The sequence below is a fragment of the Methylobacterium phyllostachyos genome (assembly GCF_900103445.1).
Taxonomy (GTDB): Bacteria; Pseudomonadota; Alphaproteobacteria; order Rhizobiales; family Beijerinckiaceae; genus Methylobacterium; species Methylobacterium phyllostachyos.
The window spans coordinates 52343-72216 of record NZ_FNHS01000020.1; the positions used below are offsets into that span (position 1 = coordinate 52343).

Here is a 19874-nt window from a genome sequence, read left to right on the forward strand (position 1 = left end):
GGGCACCATGCCGCACGGCGCACGCACGAGCCTCGCCGCCCTGATCCTGCTGCTCGGCGTTGGCAGCGCCACGGCCGAGCCCGCCGCCGGCACGACCTGGACGGACCCGCCGGTTCACAAGCCCGCCGCCGAGGCACCGGCCCCGAAGGCGGTGGCCCCCGCGTCGACCCCCGCCGCCGTCGCCGAGGCGGCCCGGCCCGCCCCCGCCAGGAAGGCGGCGGCACGCAAGACGGGCGCGCGCCCTGTCCGGAGCGCGGTGCGGCGCACGGCGCCCAGGCGGGTCGCTGCCGCGGCTCATAGGCCCCGCATCGCCGCGGCATCGCCCCGGGCGATCGTCGGCCCGCGGGTCGTCGCCCTGGCGCCGCCGCCGGAGGGCTACGCGCGCTACCGGTCCTACGGGTATGGCCCGGGCTACGCCGATGGGCGCCTGGACCGCCTGAGCAGCGCCGAAGCCGCCGGCTACGTCGTGGTGCGCCGCCGGACGGTGGTGTTCCCCGACGGCCGGACGCTGCGCGTCTACCGCCCGGACGACGGCGAGCCGTTCTGACCGGGGGACGCGAACACTGCCCGCAGTCCGGCGCGCAGAACCTTCCCGGCCGGGTTGCGGGGCAGGAGCCCGTCCCAGATCACGATCCGCACCGGCACCTTGAAGGCCGCCAGCCGCTCCGCCGCGAAGGCCCGGATCGCCTCCGGGCCCGCCGCGGCCCCCTCTTTCAGCGCCACGATGGCCCCGGGCTCCTCGCCGAGCGTCGGGTGGGGCACGGGGAGCACGACGGCGTCGATCACGTCCGGATGCGCGTAGAGGACGTTCTCGACCTCGCAGCAATAGATGTTCTCGCCACCGCGGATCAGCATGTCCTTGATCCGGTCGACGATGGTCAGGAAGCCCTCGTCGTCCACCCGGGCGAGGTCGCCGGTGCGCAGCCACCCCGCGGAGAAGACTTCGGCGGTGGCCCGCGGATCGTCCCAGTAGCCGCGGATGATGTTCGGCCCCTTCACGCAGAGTTCGCCGACCTGGCCCGGAGGTAAGGTCTCCCCGAGGGGATCGAGGATCCGCACCTCGCAGACCGGAAGGGGCGGGCCGCAGGAATCCGGGCGGGCGAGATAGTCCTCGCCCTGGTGGTGGGTGAAGGTCGCCGAGGTCTCGGTCATGCCCCAGCCGGTGCCGGGCACGACCCTGGGCAGGATCTCCCCCAGCGTCCGCACGAGGTCGCCGGCCGCGGGGGCGCCGCCATAGGTGACGGCATCGAGGCTCGGCAGCCCGCGCCCGGCCTCCCGGGCCGCCGTGGCGAGCTGCCACGCGATGGTCGGCACGCCCCCCGCGCTGGTGCAGCCCTCCCGCTCGATCAGGTCGAGGGCTTCGTGCGCGTCCCAACGGTGCATCATCACCAGCCGGTGGCCGCCATAGAGCGCCGCCCCGAGGCTCGCGTGGCAGCCGGTGACGTGGAACAGCGGGATCACGAGCAGCGCCACCCGCTGCGGTGCGGCCGGATCGGGCTTCGGCGGCGCCTCGCCCCGGCGCAGGAAGCTGCGCGCCGCCGAATAGGGATAGGCCATCACCGTCGTGGCGGCCGCCCGGTGCGTGCCGACGGCGCCCTTGGGCTTGCCGGTCGTACCCGAGGTGTAGAACAGGGTCGCGTCGTCCTCCGGATCGAGGGCGATGTCGGGGAGGGGCCGATCGGGCAGGGCGCCCCAGTCCTGGACCCGCCCGACGATGTCGGCGAGGGGCGTCGCCCGGGGATCGGGCTCCATCCGGGTGGTGAAGACCCGCTCCAGGGCCGGGCATTCGGACAGGTGCGGAGCGAGCCGGGCGAAGCGCTCGCCGTCGGCGATCAGCACCCGCGCGCCGGAATGCTGCAGGCCGTAGGCGAGTTCGGGCCCGGTCCACCACGCATTGAGCGGCGTGGCGATCGCCCCGGCGAGCAGGGCGCCGAAATAACTCACCGGCCATTCGGGCAGGTTGCGCATCGCGATGGCGACCCGGTCGCCCTTGCGCACGCCGGACGCCACCAGCGCCTGCGCCAGGGTGGTCGCCGCCCGGGTGAAGCCCGTGAAGGTTACGCGCTCATCCTGGTAGACCAAGAAGGTCTTCTCCCCGTGCCCCCGGGCGATCCGGAACAGGTCGCGCAGCGTCGGCGGGGCCTTCTCCCAGATCCGGGTCGGCACGCCGCAAATGTCGATCGTCGTGATCGCGAAGGGCCCGCCCGGGGCGGTGAGCCGCGCCTCGGCCTCGCGGAAGGGCAGGGCCGGCCAGCCGGCGGGGATGCGGGGATCGGGGCTCATCGGGCGATGGTCACGCCGCCATCGATGACGAGCGCCTGGCCGGTCACGAACCGGCCGGCTGCGGAGGCCAGGAACACGGCGGCGCCCGCGATCTCGTCGGGCTCGCCGATCCGGCGCAGGGGGGCGGCCTCCGTGGTGGCGGCCAGCATCTCGGGATCCTCCCACAGGGCGCGGGCGAAATCGGTGCGGATGAGGCCCGGGCAGAGGCAGTTCACCCGGACGTTGGCGGGGCCGTATTCCACCGCGTAGTTGCGGGCGAGCTGGAGGTCGGCGGCCTTGGAGACGTTGTAGGCGCCGATCACGGGCGAACCCTTGAGCGCCCCGATCGAGGAGACGAGGATGACCGCCCCATCCCGCCGCGCCACCATGCCGGGGGCGACCTTCTGGATCAGCCAGTGGTTCGACAGGACGTTGTTGTCGAGAATTTTTTTGAATTGGGCGTCGGAGATGCCGGCGAGCGGCCCGTAATAGGGGTTGCTGGCGGCGTTACAGACCAGCACGTCCACGGGACCGAGCTGCCTTTCCGTCTCAGCGACGAGGTGTTCCAACTCCTCCTTCACGGAGATGCTGGCCGGGATCGCCACCGCCCGCCCGGCGCCGTGGGCGGCCTCGATCTCGGCGACCACCGCCGCGCAGGCCGCGCGCTTGCGCGAGGAGATCACCACCCGGGCGCCGTGCTCGGCCATCCGCAGGGCGATCGCCCGCCCGATGCCCCGGGACGAGCCGGTGATGAGGGCAATTTTGCCGGTCAGATCGAACAGGGACATGGTCTGATTGTGCCGACAGCAACGAACAGCGCGTCAACGCCTACGGTCGCAGTTATAGATGCCGCCCGCACGGGGAGGGCGATGGGCGGCGCTCCAAACCCGGACGTCATCATATCGGTCATTCGATCGGCGTGGACCCCGGTTCATCGTGGTTCGGCGCGTCGTGTAATGGGGCGGCGGGGCCGAGAGCACGGAGGCGGCCCCGGCCAAAGCCCGTCTGACCGGTCATCGGCTCTGCCCCCCTTCACGACCGCCCGGCAGAACCCGTCTGGCCAGCCCAGCACACCCACGCTGCCATCTGCGCATCCCGACGGCGGAACCCGCGGAGGCGGCGCAGAGCCGTCCCGTTGGCGGCGCTCAGAAACCGTCGTTTGGCAGCCAGCGCGTGGATCGCAGAAAACCGCGTACCAGCTCTTCCCGGCACAAACGCGAGCGAACCGTTCTAGAAGCTCGTATCTGTTCGGAAATAATCTTTCCACCCAATCCGACAATTTTGCACTATTAATTTCTAACTCGCCGTATCACTTATATCCTGGCGCTCATATCCGAGCAACGAAATAATACATTGGGTCTTTGCTTTGGATGATCGATAAGGTCTCGATTTTGTTTGAATTGATTTTGTCAATAGATATCATGAGATCGGACCGAGTGTATCGGCTCACCGCCGCGCCAAAAAGCAATTGGGCAAGGTTTCAGATACCGCGACGGTCACTGGATTTTTAGGGCTGCCAATACCGTGTCACGGCGGCCACTCTCCTGCTTCGCAATCACGTGGGATCCGGCACCCACGGCGAGGCCAAGCTGCAGACCGCGAGAAACCAAGGCAACGGTTTTAGGACATAAGTCGTTTCTTAAATACATGCCCTGAAAACACCCAACGGCATCTTGAGATAGTCTTTTTGTATATCCCCATTTCCGATCCGAAATAACCGGACCCATGTCACCAGTTCATCCAAAAACTTGACATCTTCGCTTTCTTTCTCCTACCAAAGACGCAGACTTCGAATAGTCAATGGTTTTCCGCATGGCACCCCCGGCATCACCACGCTCGAAAAATACTGTCATATGCCATTTTTATAATGAGGAATATTTACTTCCGTGGTGGCTGAAACATCATCGAAATATTTTTGATCATGGAATCATGATCGACTACAGATCTACGGATAGAAGCTGCGACATTATTCGGGACCTCTGCCCACAATGGGAAATCCGAGAAACAAGAAACAAATACTTCGACAGCCAAATCATCGACGACGAGGTGGTGTTTTATGAGAGGATGATCGCCGGGTGGCGCATGGCCCTGAACGTCACTGAATTCCTGGTCGGCAACTTTGGCCAACTGAACCAATTCAGTGGACCAACTCAGCATTTTATAGGGAATATCGTTTTCGTTCATCCGGAAACAGATATATATCCAAGTCCGGACTTACCTCTATATGATCAGGTGCAATTCGGTTACATTGAAGACAATCCCAATGCCATCAGAATTCTTGATACGGGCGCCCGCGCCTCGCGAAGCATCCATAACTTCGATCTGGTCTACCCCATGGCAGGCAGACATTGGCCTCAGACACCCACATTGAATGATCTGGTGATTTTCTATTACGGATACACGTACCGCAACGAAGCGATCATTTCGAGAAAATTGCAAATCAAGCAGAACATAAGCCCCGAAGAGGCCCAGAAAGTAGGCGGAAATCACCCTAATACCGTAACGAGAGACAGATTTCTCAGTAATATCGAGACCTACCATCTGCCTCGGTGCCGCGATCTTTCCGGCGTCGTCGAAAATCTTACCCGTTTTCACCGTTCCCCGAATCGCGTTTCTTGAAGGGCTCGCTTCACAATGCGCTGAGGGTCACCCATGAGAAGGCATTGGTAGCGCGAAGCTTGTGATGTCGTCTTGCCGTTTGTGGAACGGCGCTTCCGGTGCGGGGCTCGACCGGCGCTGGGCGGTGATCACCCGGCTTCCATCCGGGGGCGAGGTACGCGAAGGCGCGACGCTTCCGGTCAGACCTGCCAACGACAGAGCCGACGAGCGATTCATCACTGTCGATGCTGACTCTTCCGGCCCGCCCGCATCGACCGGCGCAGGCGCGCCATGCCGGCGAGCCAGCGCTCGGGGTCCTTGGCCCGGCGGCGGGCGTATTCCGCCACCTGCGGGTGCGGCAGGATCAGGAAGCGCCCCGCCGCCAGCCCTTCGAAGGCGGCCTCGGCCACGGCCTCCGGTGCCAGCACGCCGTCGCGCGACGCGGCGCTGGCGTCGCCCAGCATGGCGGTGTCGGCGCCCTGCGGGCACAGGGCGGCCACCCGGATCCCGTCCTCGGCATGGGCGATGGCGAGATGCTCGAGGAAGGCGAGGGCTGCGTGCTTGGTCGCCCCGTAGGTGGCGCTGCCGATCTGGCTGAGCAGCCCCGCGGCCGAGACCGTCCCGAGGAACGCGCCCCCGCCCCGGGCACGCCAGAGCGGAACAAGCACCCGCGCCGCGTGGACATGGCCCATCACGTTCACCGCGAAGGCACGCGCCCAGCTCTCCGGATCGGCGGAGGTGGCGAGATCCGGGTCGGGATCGCGCTCCAAAATGCCGGCGTTGGAGCAGTAGAGCGCGATCGGCCCGATCTCGGCCTCGATGCGCGCCACAACTGCTGCGACCGCCGCCGCGTCGCCCACGTCGAGCGCGAAGGCCCGTCCGCTGAGTTCCGCCGCCACGGCCTCAGCACCGGCCTCGTCCCGGTCGAGGGCCACGATTGTCGCGCCCCGGGCCTTGGCCGCGACCGCGAGCGCCCGGCCGATGCCCCGGGCGGCCCCGGTGACGGCGACGACGCGGCCGGCGAGCTCCATGCTCAGGCCCCCGCCCGCTCGGCGAAGCCCCAGGCCGCGGCGGCGAGTTTCGGTACGCGCGCCGCCATGGCGGCGGCGTGCTCGCTCGCGGCGTTGCCGGCCTTGGCGCGGGCGGCCACGCCCCGGAGGATGCCGACCAGCCGGAACAGGTTGTAGGCGAAGTACCAGTCGAGGTCGGGCAAGCTGCTCCGATCCGCCGCCCGGCAGTAGAGCGCCACCGCCTCGTCGCGGGTGGGGATGCCCAAAGCCTCCAAGTCGAGCCCGCCAAGCCCGCTGCGCCCGTCGGCCGGCAATTCCCACTGCATCAGCAGGTAGCTGAAATCCGCGAGCGGATCGCCGAGCGTCGACAATTCCCAATCGAGCACGGCGCTGACGCCGCCATCTCTCGAAAAAATCAGGTTGTCGAGGCGGTAATCGCCGTGGACCACGCAGGCGCCCTGCTGCTCGGGCACCGTCTTGGGCAACCACGCGATCAGCCGCTCGACATCCTCCAGCCGCCCGTCCTCGGCGGCGCGGTACTGGCGGGTCCAGCGGTCGACCTGCCGGGCGAAGTAGTTGCCGGGCCGGCCGTAATCGGAGAGCCCCGCCGCCTCCGGATCGATCGCGTGGAGGCGCGCCAGCGTGGCGATCATGCCGGCATAGTGCCGGTGGCGGGCATGAGGATCGAGGCCGGGCAGGGCGCCGTCCCAGTGCACGGCGCCGTCGACCGCCTCCATCACGTAGAAGGCCGCGCCGATGATGTCCGGATCCTCGCACAGCGCGAAGGGCCGCGGCACCGGAAACCCCTCGCCGTAGAGGGCGCCGATCACCCGGAACTCGCGGTCCACCGCGTGCGCGGAGGGCAGGAGCGGACCGAAGGGTTTTCGGCGCAGGACGTAGGCTTGGCCCGGCGTGTCGAGCCGGTAGGTCGGGTTCGACTGGCCGCCGCGGAACTGCTGGACGGTGAGCGGGCCGGCATAGCCGCGCACGTGCCCTTCCATCCAGGCGGCGAGCTTCGCCTCGTCGATCCGGTGGCGCGGCTCGACCGGCTTCACGCCGGAGAAGACATCGGCATCGCTCATGCGCGCTCCGCCTCCGGGGCTCCTGGCTGGGCATTGGTGTAGCGCCCGAATTCGAGCCGGGCGATCGAGCGATTGTGGACCTCGTCGGGCCCGTCGGCGAGCCGCAGGGTGCGGATATGGGCGTACATCTTGGCGAGCCCGAAATCCTCCGAGACGCCGGCCCCGCCATGGGCCTGGATGGAATCGTCGATCACCTTGAGCGCGACCCGCGGCGCCGCGACCTTGATCATGGCGATCTCGAGCTTGGCGCCCTTGTTGCCGACCTTGTCCATCATGTCGGCGGCCTTCAGGCAGAGGAGGCGGGTCATCTCGATATCGATCCGCGCCTCCGCGACCCGCTGCTCCCAGACCGATTGCTCGGAGATCCGCTTGCCGAAGGCGACCCGGGAGACGAGGCGACGCGCCATGGCCTCCAGCGCCACCTCGGCCGCCCCGATGGTGCGCATGCAATGGTGGATGCGGCCGGGCCCGAGCCGGCCCTGCGCGATCTCGAAGCCGCGCCCCTCGCCGAGGATCAGGTTCTCGGCCGGGACGCGGACATTCTCCAGCACGACCTCGCCGTGGCCCTTGGGGGCGTCCTCGTAGCCGAAGACCGGCAGCAGGCGCTCGACGCGGACTCCGGGCGTGTCCATGGGCACGAGGATCTGCGATTGCTGCCGGTGGCGAGGCGCCTCCGGGTCGGTCTTGCCCATCAGGATCGCGATCCGGCAGCGCGGGTCGCCGACGCCGGTCGACCACCACTTGCGGCCGTCGATGACGTAGTGGTCGCCGTCGCGGCGGATCGACGTCGCGATGTTGGTGGCGTCCGAGGAGGCGACCTCCGGCTCGGTCATCAGGAAGGCCGAGCGGATCTCGCCGGCCATCAGGGGCTTCAGCCAGCGCTCCTTCTGGGCCGCGGTGCCGTAGCGGTGCAGCACCTCCATGTTGCCGGTGTCGGGCGCCGCGCAGTTGAACACCTCCGAGGCGATCCCGACCCGGCCCATCTCTTCGGCGCACAGCGCATAGTCGAGGTTGGTGAGGCCAGCCCCGTGGTAGTCCCCGGTGTCGTGCTCGGGCGAGGGCGGCAGGAACAGGTTCCACAGGCCCTCGGCCCTCGCCTGTTCCTTCAGGCGTTCCATCGTGGGGGAAGGTTCGCGGCTCTCCGCGCGCTCGGCCGCCACCGCGGCGGCCGCCGGCACGATCGCGTCGGCGATGAAGGCGCGAACGCGGGTCAGCCAGTGCGTCTGGGACTGGGAGAGGGTGAAGTCCAAAGCGTCCGCTCCCTGGTGTTGTTCTGACGAGATCCGCGCATCTCCCTCCCCCCTCTGCGGGGGAGGGTGGCCCCTGCTAAGCAGGGGTCGGGAGAGGGGAGCGACGGAGCAGAATACGGCTCGGCCTTCATGAAGGCTGCGCTCGATCCGGAAGCCGGGTTCCCCTCTCCCGACCCCCTTCGGGGGCCACCCTCCCCCGCAGAGGGGGGAGGGGGTGCCGCGGATACGATTGCGTCCCTCACAGATAGGCCGATCCCATCTCGCTGGCGAAACGCTGCGGCGGGCCTTCCCAGACGATCCGGGCCTGTTCCAGCACGTAGACCCGGTCGGCGTGGGGCAGCGCGAAGGTGACGTTCTGCTCGCCGAGCAGCACCGTGATCGGCGTGGTCTGGCGCAGTTTTTCCAGCGCCTTCGACAGCAGCTCCAGGATCACCGGGGCGAGGCCGAGCGTCGGCTCGTCGAGGATCAGGAGGCGCGGGCGCATCATCAGCGCCCGGGCGATGGTCAGCATCTGCTGCTCGCCGCCCGACAGGGTGCGGGCGCTCTGTCCCTCGCGGGCCTTGAGGATCGGAAAAAGCTCGTAAAGTTCTTCGCGGCGCTTGGCGCTCTCGGCCTTCGGGAAATGCTGGCCGCCGAGGTCGAGGTTCTCGCGGACGCTGAGATCGCCGAACAGCTCCCGGGTCTCGGGCACCTGGACGATGCCGGCGCGCGCGATGGCGGCGGGCTTCATCCGGGCGAGGTCCTGGCCGGCGAACCGGATCGTGCCGGTATGCGGGACGAGGCCCGAGATGGCGTTGAACAGGGTGGTCTTGCCGGCGCCGTTCAGGCCCACGACCGAGACGAACTCGCCCTCGTGGACGTGGATCGCGGCGCCGCGCAAAGCCTGCGCCTTGCCGTAGAGCACGTCGACATTCTCGACGGTCAGCAGCGAATCCGGCTTGAACGCGGCTTCCGGCCGGGCCGCCGTCTCGATGCTGCCGCCGAGATAGACGCGCCGCACGGTCGGGTCGGCCATCACGGATTCGGCCGAGCCCTCGGCGATGCGCTCGCCGAGATACATGGCGAAGACCCGGTCCACGAGGGCCGAGACGCTCTTCACGTTGTGGTCGACGAGGAGCACGGCCTTGCCCTCATCGCGAAAACCCCGGATCAGCTCGGAGAAGGCCGCGACCTCACCGCCGGTGAGGCCCGCGAAGGGCTCGTCGACCAGCACCACCCGGGGATCGCGGGCGATCGCCTTGGCGAGTTCCAGCCGGCGCAGGTCGGCGAAGGGCAGGGTGCCGGGCCGCCGGTCGATGACGGCGCCGAGGCCGACGCGCCCGGCGATTTCCTTCGCCCGCCGCGCGACGTGGGGATCCGCGGCGAGCCGGATCAGGCTGTCGGGCAGGAGCGCGAGGCTGATATTTTCGAGAACCGTCTGCCGCTGCAGCGGCCTTGCGTGCTGGAACACGAGGCCGATGCCCGAGCGCGCCACCCGGTGGGCCGGCATGCCGCCGATCTCGGCGCCGTCGAGGCGGATCGAGCCGGCGCTCGGGCGCTCCAGCCCCATGATCAGCTTCATCACGGTGGACTTGCCCGAGCCGTTCGGGCCGATCAGCCCCAAAATCTCGCCGGGCCGCAGGTCGAGGTCGATGTTCTTGACGGCCACAAGGCCGCCGTAGCGCTTGGTCAGGCCGCGGACGCTGAGGCAGGGCTCGGCCAAGACGGGGGACACGACCGGCGGGGGCGCGACGGCGACGGTCATCGGGCTCTCCGGAGCGATCCGAGGCCGAGCAGCCCCGAGGGCACGAACAGGATCACGAGGAGGGCCACCGCCGAGACCACGAAGGTCGATAGCGCCCCGAGCGGGCGCAGCAGCTCGCCCGCCGCGATCAGGAACACGGCGCCGAGCGCCGCGCCCACGATGGTGCGCCGGCCGCCCAGCACCGCCGCGATGATCACCTGCACGCCGACCGCGGTGTCGATCAGCGTGCCGACCGAGGCGGTGCCCATGTAGAAGACGACCAATCCGCCCGCGAGGCCCGAGAAGGCAGCGCTGACCGCGAAGGCCGCGAGCTTGTGCTTGGCGACGTTGAAGCCGAGCGCCCCGGTCACCACCGGATCCTGCCCAGCGGCCTGGAGGATCAGGCCGACCGGCGAGCGCGCGATGGCGGTAAGGATGAGCCCCGAGACCGCCATGAAGCCGAGCGCCAGCCAGTAATTGGTGTCGGCGTCGATCGAGATGACGTCGGGCACGGTCAGCCCGATCTCGCCGCCGGTGAGGCCGGAGAACACCACGATCATGTTCTGCAGGAGCAGGACCGCCACCAGGGTGATCAGCCCGAAATAGGGCCCGCGCACCCTCAAGGCCGGCAACGCCAGGGCGAGGCCGCCGACCACGGCGAGCAGCGTGCCGGCCGCGAGGCACCAGGGGATCGGCAATTCGTAGCGGTTGTTGAGGATCCCGGCGCCGTAGGCTCCGAGCCCGATCAGGAAGGTCGGCCCGAAATTCACCTCGCCGGCGAAGCCGAAGAGCAGGTCCCACGCCATGGCGAAGACGCCGAAATAGTAGGCGATGGTGAGCAGGCCGAGGATGTAGCCGGAGACGTACCAGGGCAGGGTGGCAGCGGCCGCGACGGCGAGGATCGCGATCCAGAAGCCGGGGGTGGTGAGGAGCTTCATCAGGATACCAGGGCTCCGCGCGTTTCCCTCCCCCCTCTGCGGGGGAAGCTGACGGATTCACACTTCTGGGTCTGAGAGTAACGCCCTGAAAAAAGAGCGCTTTCCCCTCCCCCTTGCGGGGAGGGGGTAGGGGGTGGGGGTGGTGCAGAAGGCACCGCACTGCCCCATCCTGCACCACCCCCACCTCCGGCTCCTCCCCGCAAGGGGGAGGAGAGAGCCCAGCGACCAGCGATGCGTGAATACCCTCCCCCGCAGAGGGGGGAGGGAGCGCGGCGGCACGGGCCAGCCATGAAAACAACCATTACCGCCGCCCCAGCAGGCCCTGCGGGCGCAGGTACATCACGGCCACCAGCAGCAGCAGCGCCGGGATCACCCGGTAGGCCGGGGAGATCAGGTAGGCGGTGGCGGTCTCCAGATACCCCACCACGTAGGCGGCGATCAGCGAGCCGGTGACGCTGCCCAAGCCCCCCAGCACCACGATCGAGAAGGCGCTCGCGGTGAGCGGCCCCACCGAATACGAGGACACCCCCAGAAACATCCCGAGCAGGACCCCCGCGATGCCGGCGAGCAGGCCGTAGATCGCCCAGACCGCCACGTAGATCTTGCCCATGTCGTGGCCGAGCAGCGTCACGCCCCGCGGGTTCATCGAGGCGGCGAGCAGGACCTTGCCGGCCCGCGCCCGGTTCACGAACAGCCAGAGCAGGCCGATCACCACCCAGCAGATCACCGCCGTGAACAGCTCGTTCTTCGGCGTGCGCACGCCCGCGATCTCGACCACGCCCTCGACGATCGGCAGCACGGTCTTCGGGTTGTCGGTGAAGAAGTAGGCCACCAGCTCCTGGATCATGATCCCCCAGAGCAGCGTGCCGGTGAGCACGAAGATTTCCTTCTCTTCCCGCGGGATCGCCCGGCTCCGCTCGATCGGCGCGACCACCGCGAAGTAGGTCACCAGCGCGCCCGCCAGCCCGCACAGCACGCCGACCGCCGCGCCGACATAGGAGCCGAGCCCGAACAGGGCCGAGGCCGCCCAGGCCGCCACTGCGGCCATCACCATCAGGGCGCCGTGGGTCAGGTTGAGGACGCCCGAGACCCCGAAGATCAGGGTGAAGCCCATCGCGCCGAGCGCGTAGAGGGCCGAGATGGCGAAGCCATCGACGAGGATCTGGAGGCCGATCATCGCGCTCTCCCCCGCCTACTGGACCGCCGCCTTCACCGCAGGGGGCAGGACCATGGCCCCGTTGGCGGTCGCCGCCGGCCAGATCGCGATCTGCTTGCCGTTCTGCCACTGCCCGAGCACGCTGGTCATCAGGCCGGGGCCGTACTGGATCGAGTGCGTGAACGGCTCGTCCTTGCCGTAGAACTTCAGGTGCCCGACCGTGCCGACGTAATCGGTCTTCTCCAGGGCCTCGACGAGCTTGTCGGCCTCGGTCGAGCCCGCCCGCTTGATCGCCTCCGCGGTGTAGTAGACGGCATCGTACGCCATGAAGCCCGCGTAGGACGGCGCCCCGCCGAAGCGCTTGGCGAAGGCCTCCGAGAACGGGATCGTCTTCTCGGTGAGCGCCACGCCTGGCAAGGCTACGCTGTCGAACAGCACGCCCTGCGTGCCGCCGTTGGTGTTGGCCCAGAAGGTCGAGGAGGTCGCCTGCCCGCTGATGCCGGTCATGGCGATCGGCACCTGCTGGTTCTGCCACTGCACGGTCGGCTGCACGCCGACATGGGCGATGCCGGTGACGATCAGGTCGGGCTTGGCTGCCTCGATCTTGTTGTAGATCGGCGTGAAGTCGCCGGTGTCCGGCGAGAAGCGGACGTGCTCCACCACCTTGAGCCCGGATTTCGGCAGGCATTCCTCGTAGGCGGCGTCGAGGGGGCGGGTCCAGGCCGCGTCCTCACTCATGATCGCCGCCGTCTTGGCCTTGAGCTTCTCGACCAGCACGTCCTTGGCCGAGTCGCAGACCGCCTGCGCCAGGGCGTGCGAGGTCAGGTAGCCGTGGAAGGTGTACTTGTTGCGCGCATAGTCCTTGTGGACGTTCACGCTGATCTCGTTCGAGGCCGCACCGGGGGTGATCAGCGGCGTCTTGAGCCGGGCCGCCCAGGGCATCAGGGCGAGCACCACCTCGGAGATGTAGCTGGCGATGACGAGATTGACCTTGTCCTCCGAGACCGCCCGCTGGAAGGCCCGGACCGCGTCCGAGGCGGAGGATTTGTCGTCGTAGGTGACGACCTGGATCTGCCGGCCGTCGATCCCGCCCTTGGCGTTGATCTCGGCGGCGGCGAGCTGCACGGCCTGCGGGATCGAGGCCCCGGCCACCGACTGCGCCTCGGCGATCACGCCGATCTTGATCGGGTCCGCGGCGTGGGCCGGGCCCGCCAGCAGAGAGCCGGCCGCCATGAGCGCGGGCAAGACGCGCCGGAACTGGGCGCGCCGGACGGCGGCGGTCTCGGACATCGGCGTTTCCTCGAAGTCTCGGTGCCCGCATTCTTTATTCGTGGGCTTGGACCCGAGTGTAGCCGGGGCTCGACGGATCACAAGGGGCGCGCGGCGCGCGGCGGGTGACGTTTCCGGCAAGTCGTTCGCGCCCCGGGCTTCCGGGTCCGGACGGTCGAGCCTAGGCTCGCACCCGGCACCGCTCAAGCGGGCCCGACGGCCTCGAAGAAGGGCGGATCATCCGGTGAGGAACGCACGCTTGTCCGGCTCCGTCCCGGCCCGGGGGCCGGCCCCATGAGTCTGCGCTGGACCCGCCGGCCCGAGGGCTCGACCTGGGGTGACTTCGGCCCCGACGACGAGCGCGGGCGCCTGAATCTGCTCACCCCCGAGAAGGTGCTGCAGGGCGTCGCCGAGGTGCGGGAGGGCCTGACCTTCTGCCTCAGCCTGCCCCTGGACCTGCCGGGCGGCAACGTTCTGAATCCCCGCCGCCACCCGCCGCAGATCACCCCGACGCGGCGGGCCAACGGCCGGCCCAACATGAACTTCCCGGTCTGCGAGGAGGTCGACGGCGCCACCGACGTGATCTGCGACGACCGGGCGCTGATCCACCTGCAATACTCGACGCAGTGGGATTCGCTCGCCCATGTCGGCGCGCTGTTCGACGCGGACGGCTCGGGCTCAGGCCCGACCTTCTACAACGGCTTCCGCGGCGGCCGCGACATCGTCGGGCCGAGCACGCCAGAGGCAGCCGACCAGCCCTCCCAGGCCAAAAAACTCGGGATCGAGCGGCTGGCCGAGGCCGGCATGCAGGGCCGGGCCGTGATGATCGACCTGCGCGCCCATCTCGGCGACGCGAAGACCAAGGTCGGCTACGACCAGCTCGCCCGGATCCTGGAGGCGGACGGCGTCGTGGTGGAGCCCGGCGACATGGTCTGCCTGCACACGGGCTTCGCCGAGCGGCTGATCGCCATGGGCGGCGATCCGGACCCGAAGCTGGTCCACAATCTCTGCGCCGGGCTCGACGGGCGGGATCCGCGGCTCCTCGACTGGATCACCCGCAGCGGGCTCTGCGCGCTGATCGCCGACAACTACGCCGTGGAGGCCTATCCGGCGGGTCCCGGACCGGCCTGCTGCGCGACGCTGCCGCTGCACGAGCACTGCCTGTTCAAGCTGGGGGTCAATCTCGGCGAGCTGTGGCACCTGACGCCACTCGCCGACTGGCTGCGCGCGCATGGCCGGAACCGCTTCCTGCTCACCGCGCCGCCGCTGCGTCTGCCCGGGGCGGTGGGCTCGCCGACGACGCCGATCGCCACGGTGTGAGGAGAGGGCGGCATGAGCGAGATCGCAATCGTCGGCGGCGGCCTGATGGGGCACGGCATCGCCCTGGTGCTGGCGCTCCACGGGCACGCCGTGCGGATCACCGACACGGCCCCTGAGACCCGCGCGCGCATCCCAGCCCTCATGGCCTCCGCGCTCGCGACGCTTCAGGAGGCCGGCGCCGCCCCGAAGGGTTGGGATGCCGAAAGGCTCGGTCGAGCGGTCCGGGTCGAGGCGGAGCTCGAACCGGCTGTGGCGGGCGCGGACCTCGTGATCGAGGCGATCACCGAGAACCCGGAGGCCAAGCGCGCCCTCTTCACAGACCTCGACCGGCTCTGCGCGGCCGACACGATCCTCGCCAGCAACACCAGCTACCTCGACGTCTTTCCGCTGATCCCCGCAGCGCGGCAGACGCGGGCGCTGATCCTGCACTGGTACACGCCGCCCTACATCGTCGACCTCGTCGACGTGGTGCCGGGCCCCGGCACCGATCCGGCCATCGTCGCCGCGATGGCCGATCTGGTGCGCGGCCTCGGCCAGGTGCCGATCGTGCTGAAGCGCTTTATCCCGGGCTACATCGCCAACCGGATCCAGTCGGCGATCAGCGCCGAGGTGTACAGCCTGCTCGACGACGGGATCGCCTCGCCCCGGGAGATCGACGACGCGATCATCCACGGCCTCTCTTTACGCATCCCGATCCTCGGCCACCTCGCCAAGGCCGACTTCACCGGGCTGGAGCTGACGCAGCGGGCGATGGCGAATGCGAGCTACGTGCCCGCACGGCCCCGGGCGCGCTCCGAGACCCTAGACGCCCTCTGCGCCGAAGGCCGGACCGGAGTGATGGCCGGCAAGGGCTATTTCGACTGGGGCGGCAGCCCGCCGGAAGAGCTGTTCCGCGAGCGCGACCGCAAGCTCCTGGCGCTCAAGGCCGCGATGGCCACGATCGGCCGGATGGAGGGTACATGATCGGGGCGGATCTCACCGGACGGCGCGTCCTCGTCACCGGGGCCTCGTCGGGCATCGGCCTCGCGACGGTGGCGATGTTCGCGCGCAACGGCGCCACGGTGGCGCTGAACCACCTGCCCGACGATGCCCGTGGCTCCGAAGAGGCCGGGCGGCTCGCCGGGGCAGGGTTTTCCGTCATCGCCCTGCCGGGGGATGTCTCCGAGCCCGGCGACGCCGAGGCGATGGTGGCGGCCGGGATCGCGCAGCTCGGCGGCCTCGACGTGCTCGTCAACAATGCCGGCACGGCCGGCACCACCACCCCCATCGCGTTCGAGGACCTCGACGCGATGACCGAGGATTTCTGGGCCACGATCCTGGCGACCAACCTGCTCGGGCCGTTCCGCTGCGCCCGGGCCGCGGCGCCGACGCTCAAGGCGAGCCGCGGCGCTATCGTCAACACCGCGTCGGTCGCCGGGCTCGGGCGGCGGGGCTCCTCGGTCGCCTACTCGGCCAGCAAGGCCGGGCTGATCAACCTCACCCGCAGCCTCGCCCGGGCGCTGGCCCCCGACGTGCGGGTCAACGCGGTGGCGCCCGGCCTCGTCGCCACGCCCTGGACCGACCCCTGGCCGGAGGCCCGCAAGGCCGCGACGGTGCAGCACACGATGCTCCGCCGCATGGCCCGGCCGGAGGATATCGCCGAGACTATCTTCTTCCTCGCGGCGGGCGCCGCCTACATCACCGGCGAGACCATCACGGTCGATGGCGGGGTCCTGTGAGCGCGGGGAGACGCGAGATGTCGAGCACCACCGTCATCACCTGCGCCCTCACGGGCTCGTTCGACACGCCGAAGAAGAACCCGGCCGTGCCGGTGAGCCCCGAGGCGATCGCGCGATCCGCCCTAGAGGCGGCCTCCGCCGGGGCCGCGGTGGTCCACATCCATGTCCGCGATCCCGCGACCGCCGCGCCCAGCATGGAACTCGCCCATTACCGCGAGGTCGTGGAGCGGATCCGCGAGAAGAACGATTCCGTGATCCTCAACCTGACCACGGGGGCGGGGGGCCGGTTCGTGCCGGGCGATCCCGATCCGGCGACGGCCGGCCCCGGCACGACCTTCGTGAGCCCGGAGGCCCGGACCCGGCACGTCGCGGCTTTGCGGCCGGAGATCTGCACCCTCGACATCGCCACGATGAATTTCGGCGAGCACCTGTTCCTCAACACCCCTGGCCATCTGCGAGCCATGGCGGGGCAGATCCGGGAGGCGGGCGTGAAGCCCGAGATCGAGGTGTTCGACCTCGGCCAGATCGAGCTGGCCCGCCACCTGATCGCCGAGGGGCATCTGGCGCGCCCGCCCCTGTTCCAGATCTGCCTCGGCATCCCCTGGGGGGCGCCTGCGACACCCGAGGCGCTGGTGGCGATGCGGGCGCGGCTGCCGGAGGATGCGATCTGGTCGGCCTTCGGGATCGGGCGAGAGGAATTTCCGATCCTCGCGGTGGCGGCCGGGATGGGCGGGAACGTCCGGGTCGGGCTGGAGGACAACCTGTACCTGTCGAAGGGCCGGCTCGCGCCGAGCAACGCCGCCCTGGTGGAGAAGGCGGTGAGCCTGCTGGCCCATATCGACCGCGAGCCGGCGACGCCCGATCAGGCGCGGGCGATGTTTGGATTGGCGCCGCGGGGGCAATGACCCGCGCGTCTCCCTCCCCCCTCTGCGGGGGAGGGAGACGCGCGGAGCGAGGCGGGAGAGGGGAGCCCGGGTTCAGGAAAGGGCGCGACCCTCACGCAGCACAGAGCCCTGTCCTACACCGTCGCTCCCCTCTCCCGACCCCCTTCGGGGGCCACCCTCCCCCACAGAGGGGGGGAGGGAAGAGCCGTAGCGCTTACGGATCTGCGGCATCCTCACCCGCCCCCGTTTCAGCCGTGATCCCTCACGGATACTCTGTCTTCCGAGTCCGCGAGCGCCGATCAACGCCGCCGCGTTCCAAAAAACAGGGAGAGAGACATGACGCTCCGCCACCGCGCCGCGGCGCTGCTCGGGAGTCTGTGCGCGCTCGGCGCCGGCGCGGCGCTCGCGGCCGACCGCGTGCCGGTGAAGATCGGCGTGCTGAACGACCGCTCCGGCGTCTACTTCGACTCCACCGGCGAGGGCTCGGTGGTCGCCGCCCGCATGGCGGTCGAGGATTTCAAGCCCGCGGACCATGGGCTGACGGTCGAGGTCGTCGCCGCCGACCACCAGAACAAGCCCGATGTCGGCGCCTCGATCACCCGGCAATGGTACGACCGCGACGGCGTGGACGCGGTGTTCGACGTGCCGACCTCCTCGGTAGCGCTCGCCATCGCGCAGATCACCAAGGAGAAGAACAAGGCCTTCATCAACTCGGGCGGCGGCACCGCCGACCTCACCGGGCCGGCCTGCACGCCCAACACCGTGCACTGGACCTACGACACCGCGGCGCTTGCCAACGGCACCGGCAAGGCGATGCTCAAGCGTGGCGGCAAGAGCTGGTACTTCATCACCGCCGACTACGCCTTCGGCTTGGCGCTCGAGCGCGACACCAAGGCGGTGGTGGAGAAGAACGGCGGCAGGGTCGTCGGCGGCGTGCGCACGCCGTTCCCGAACCCGGACTTCTCCTCGTTCCTGCTCCAGGCCCAGGCCTCGGGCGCCCAGGTGATCGGGCTCGCGGATGCCGGGCTGGATGCTGCCAACGCCATCAAGCAGGCGCACGAATTCGGCATCCGCCAGGGCGGCCAGTCGCTGGCCGCCCTGCTGATCGCCATCACCGACATCCATTCGCTCGGCCTGGAGGTGGCGCAGGGGCTCGACTTCACCGCCTCGTTCTACTGGGACCTCAACGCCGGCACCCGGGCCTTCTCGGAACGCTTCGAGAAGCGGATGCCCGGCAAGAAGCCGACCTCGTATCAGGCGGGCGTCTACGCCAGCACGCTGCACTACCTGAAGGCGGTGGCGGCCCTGCACTCGGCCAAGGACGGCGCCGCCGTGGTCGCCAAGATGAAGGAGCTACCCACCGACGACCCGCTGTTCGGCAAGGGCACGATCCGGCCGGACGGCCGCAAGATCCATCCGATGTACCTGTTCGAGGCCAAGACGCCCGCCGAGTCGAAGGGGGAGTGGGACCTCTACAAGGTGCTGGAGACGATCCCGGCTGAGCAGGCCTTCCGCCCGATGAGCGAGGGCGGCTGCCCGCTGGTCGCCGGCATGACGGGCAAGTAGGGGTCTTCGGCGCTCGCGCCGCGTGCTCTCCTCCCCCGTGTGGGGAGGAGTTGGAGGTGGGGGTGGTTCAGGATTGAGCGATCCGGTGCCTCCTGCACCACCCCCACCCTTCACCCTCCCCACAAGCTCGAGCGATCCCGGGCAGGCCCGGGATCGCCAGGGGAGGGGAAAGCACCGGTCAAAGCCTTTCTTACTTCGCCCCGATCCGGTCCAGGGCCGCCACCGCGTCGTCGGGAAGGTTGAGCTCGGCCGCCGCGAGGTTCTCGCGCAGGTGGCTGAGCGAGGACGTCCCCGGGATCAGCAGGATGTTGGGCGACCGGCGCAGCAGCCACGCGAGCGCCACCTGCATCGCCGTCGCGCGGAGCCCCGCCGCCACCGCCGACAGGGTGTCCGATTGCAACGGGCTGAACCCGCCCAGCGGAAAGAACGGCACGTAGGCCGTGCCGGCCGCCGCCAGGTCGTCGATGAAGGCGTCGTCGCCCCGGTGCGCGAGATTGTACTGGTTCTGCACGCAGACGATGTCGGTGATCCGCCGCCCCTCGGCGACCTGACGCGGCGTGGCGTTGCTCAGGCCGATCCGGCGGATCAGCCCCTGCCGCTGGAGATCCGCCAGCACGGTGAGCGGCGCCTCGATCGGGCCCTCTGCCGGCCCGTGGACATTGAACATCAGGCGCAGGTTGACCACGTCGAGGGCATCGACGCCGAGGTTGCGCAGGTTGTCGTGGACCGCCTGGGTCAGCTCCGCGGCCGAGAAGGCTGGGTTCCACGAGGCGTCGGCCCCGCGCTTGGCGCCGATCTTGGTGACGATCACGAGATCGTCCGGATAGGGATGCAGCGCCTCGCGGATGATCTGGTTGGTGACGTGCGGCCCGTAGAAGTCGCTGGTGTCGATGTGGTCGACGCCCGCAGCCACGGCCGCGCGCAGCACCGCCACCGCTTCGGCGCGGTCCTTCGGCGGCCCGAACACGCCGGGTCCGGCGAGCTGCATGGCCCCGTAGCCTAGCCGCTTCACGGTCCGGTCACCGAGCTGGAACGTGCCGGCCTGCGCAATATCCGCGGTGCTATCGGTCATGGCGAATCTCCTGTTGGCGCCCCGGA

The 19874-nt window shown here is 69.2% G+C and carries 17 protein-coding genes; 7 read left to right on the forward strand and 10 right to left on the reverse strand.

The genetic code is table 11. The annotated features are described in order from the left end of the window. Nucleotides 1-7: 7 nt before the first annotated feature. On the forward strand, nt 8-547 hold the full coding sequence (locus tag BLQ49_RS25155) for a hypothetical protein (protein WP_091721425.1): 540 nt from the start codon (nt 8-10) through the stop codon (nt 545-547). On the opposite strand, the gene BLQ49_RS25160 is transcribed toward BLQ49_RS25155, so the two are convergent. Further along, nucleotides 517-2283 (reverse strand): class I adenylate-forming enzyme family protein, encoded by a 1767-nt coding sequence (locus BLQ49_RS25160; RefSeq protein ID WP_091721339.1) that lies wholly within the window; start codon nt 2281-2283, stop codon nt 517-519. The genes BLQ49_RS25155 and BLQ49_RS25160 overlap by 31 nt on opposite strands. Further along, nucleotides 2280-3050: an SDR family NAD(P)-dependent oxidoreductase gene (locus tag BLQ49_RS25165; RefSeq protein ID WP_091721342.1), complete on the reverse strand. Its 771-nt coding sequence runs from the start codon at nt 3048-3050 to the stop codon at nt 2280-2282. Before BLQ49_RS25165 ends, BLQ49_RS25160 begins: the two co-directional genes overlap by 4 nt. A gap of 1024 nt (nt 3051-4074) precedes the next feature. On the opposite strand from BLQ49_RS25165, the gene BLQ49_RS25170 reads away from it, so the two are divergent. After that, nucleotides 4075-4881 (forward strand): glycosyltransferase family 2 protein, encoded by an 807-nt coding sequence (locus BLQ49_RS25170; protein WP_244507760.1) that lies wholly within the window; start codon nt 4075-4077, stop codon nt 4879-4881. 215 nt (nt 4882-5096) lie between these two features. On the opposite strand, the gene BLQ49_RS25175 is transcribed toward BLQ49_RS25170, so the two are convergent. From BLQ49_RS25175 to BLQ49_RS25210, 7 genes are all read right to left on the reverse strand, one after another. Next, entirely contained in the window at nt 5097-5891 is a 795-nt protein-coding gene (locus BLQ49_RS25175; RefSeq protein WP_091721348.1) for an SDR family NAD(P)-dependent oxidoreductase, read from the reverse strand. 2 nt (nt 5892-5893) lie between these two features. Beyond that, nucleotides 5894-6952 (reverse strand): phosphotransferase family protein, encoded by a 1059-nt coding sequence (locus BLQ49_RS25180; protein WP_091721351.1) that lies wholly within the window; start codon nt 6950-6952, stop codon nt 5894-5896. Continuing rightward, entirely contained in the window at nt 6949-8202 is a 1254-nt protein-coding gene (locus BLQ49_RS25185) for an acyl-CoA dehydrogenase family protein (protein ID WP_091721354.1), read from the reverse strand. The genes BLQ49_RS25180 and BLQ49_RS25185 overlap by 4 nt, the downstream gene beginning before the upstream one ends. Before the next feature lie 238 nt (nt 8203-8440). Beyond that, a complete protein-coding gene (locus BLQ49_RS25195; RefSeq protein ID WP_091721361.1) occupies nt 8441-9946 on the reverse strand; it encodes an ATP-binding cassette domain-containing protein in 1506 nt (501 codons plus the stop codon). Further along, complete coding sequence (locus tag BLQ49_RS25200; protein WP_091721364.1) at nt 9943-10863, reverse strand: branched-chain amino acid ABC transporter permease; 921 nt, start codon at nt 10861-10863, stop codon at nt 9943-9945. Before BLQ49_RS25200 ends, BLQ49_RS25195 begins: the two co-directional genes overlap by 4 nt. 301 nt (nt 10864-11164) lie before the next feature. Further along, nucleotides 11165-12040, reverse strand: a complete 876-nt coding sequence (locus BLQ49_RS25205; RefSeq protein WP_091721367.1) for a branched-chain amino acid ABC transporter permease — start codon at nt 12038-12040, stop codon at nt 11165-11167. Nucleotides 12041-12055: 15 nt separating this feature from the next. Then, nucleotides 12056-13309, reverse strand: coding sequence for an ABC transporter substrate-binding protein (locus BLQ49_RS25210; protein WP_091721370.1), 1254 nt, complete (start codon nt 13307-13309; stop codon nt 12056-12058). 273 nt (nt 13310-13582) lie between these two features. On the opposite strand from BLQ49_RS25210, the gene BLQ49_RS25215 reads away from it, so the two are divergent. The 5 genes from BLQ49_RS25215 (at nt 13583) to BLQ49_RS25235 (ending at nt 18776) form a co-directional block, all read left to right on the forward strand. Next, on the forward strand, nt 13583-14608 hold the full coding sequence (locus BLQ49_RS25215; RefSeq protein ID WP_091721372.1) for a cyclase family protein: 1026 nt from the start codon (nt 13583-13585) through the stop codon (nt 14606-14608). Nucleotides 14609-14620: 12 nt separating this feature from the next. Continuing rightward, complete coding sequence (locus BLQ49_RS25220; RefSeq protein WP_091721375.1) at nt 14621-15571, forward strand: 3-hydroxyacyl-CoA dehydrogenase family protein; 951 nt, start codon at nt 14621-14623, stop codon at nt 15569-15571. Further along, nucleotides 15568-16326, forward strand: a complete 759-nt coding sequence (locus BLQ49_RS25225) for an SDR family NAD(P)-dependent oxidoreductase (protein WP_091721377.1) — start codon at nt 15568-15570, stop codon at nt 16324-16326. Before BLQ49_RS25220 ends, BLQ49_RS25225 begins: the two co-directional genes overlap by 4 nt. Nucleotides 16327-16343: 17 nt before the next feature. Then, nucleotides 16344-17231: a beta-keto acid cleavage family enzyme gene (locus tag BLQ49_RS25230; RefSeq protein ID WP_091721380.1), complete on the forward strand. Its 888-nt coding sequence runs from the start codon at nt 16344-16346 to the stop codon at nt 17229-17231. A gap of 315 nt (nt 17232-17546) precedes the next feature. After that, entirely contained in the window at nt 17547-18776 is a 1230-nt protein-coding gene (locus BLQ49_RS25235) for an ABC transporter substrate-binding protein (RefSeq protein WP_091721383.1), read from the forward strand. A 190-nt stretch (nt 18777-18966) separates the two neighbouring features. Here the strand turns inward: BLQ49_RS25235 and BLQ49_RS25240 are convergent, their stop codons facing one another. Beyond that, nucleotides 18967-19848, reverse strand: a complete 882-nt coding sequence (locus BLQ49_RS25240) for an aldo/keto reductase family oxidoreductase (protein ID WP_091721385.1) — start codon at nt 19846-19848, stop codon at nt 18967-18969. Nucleotides 19849-19874 lie beyond the last annotated feature (26 nt).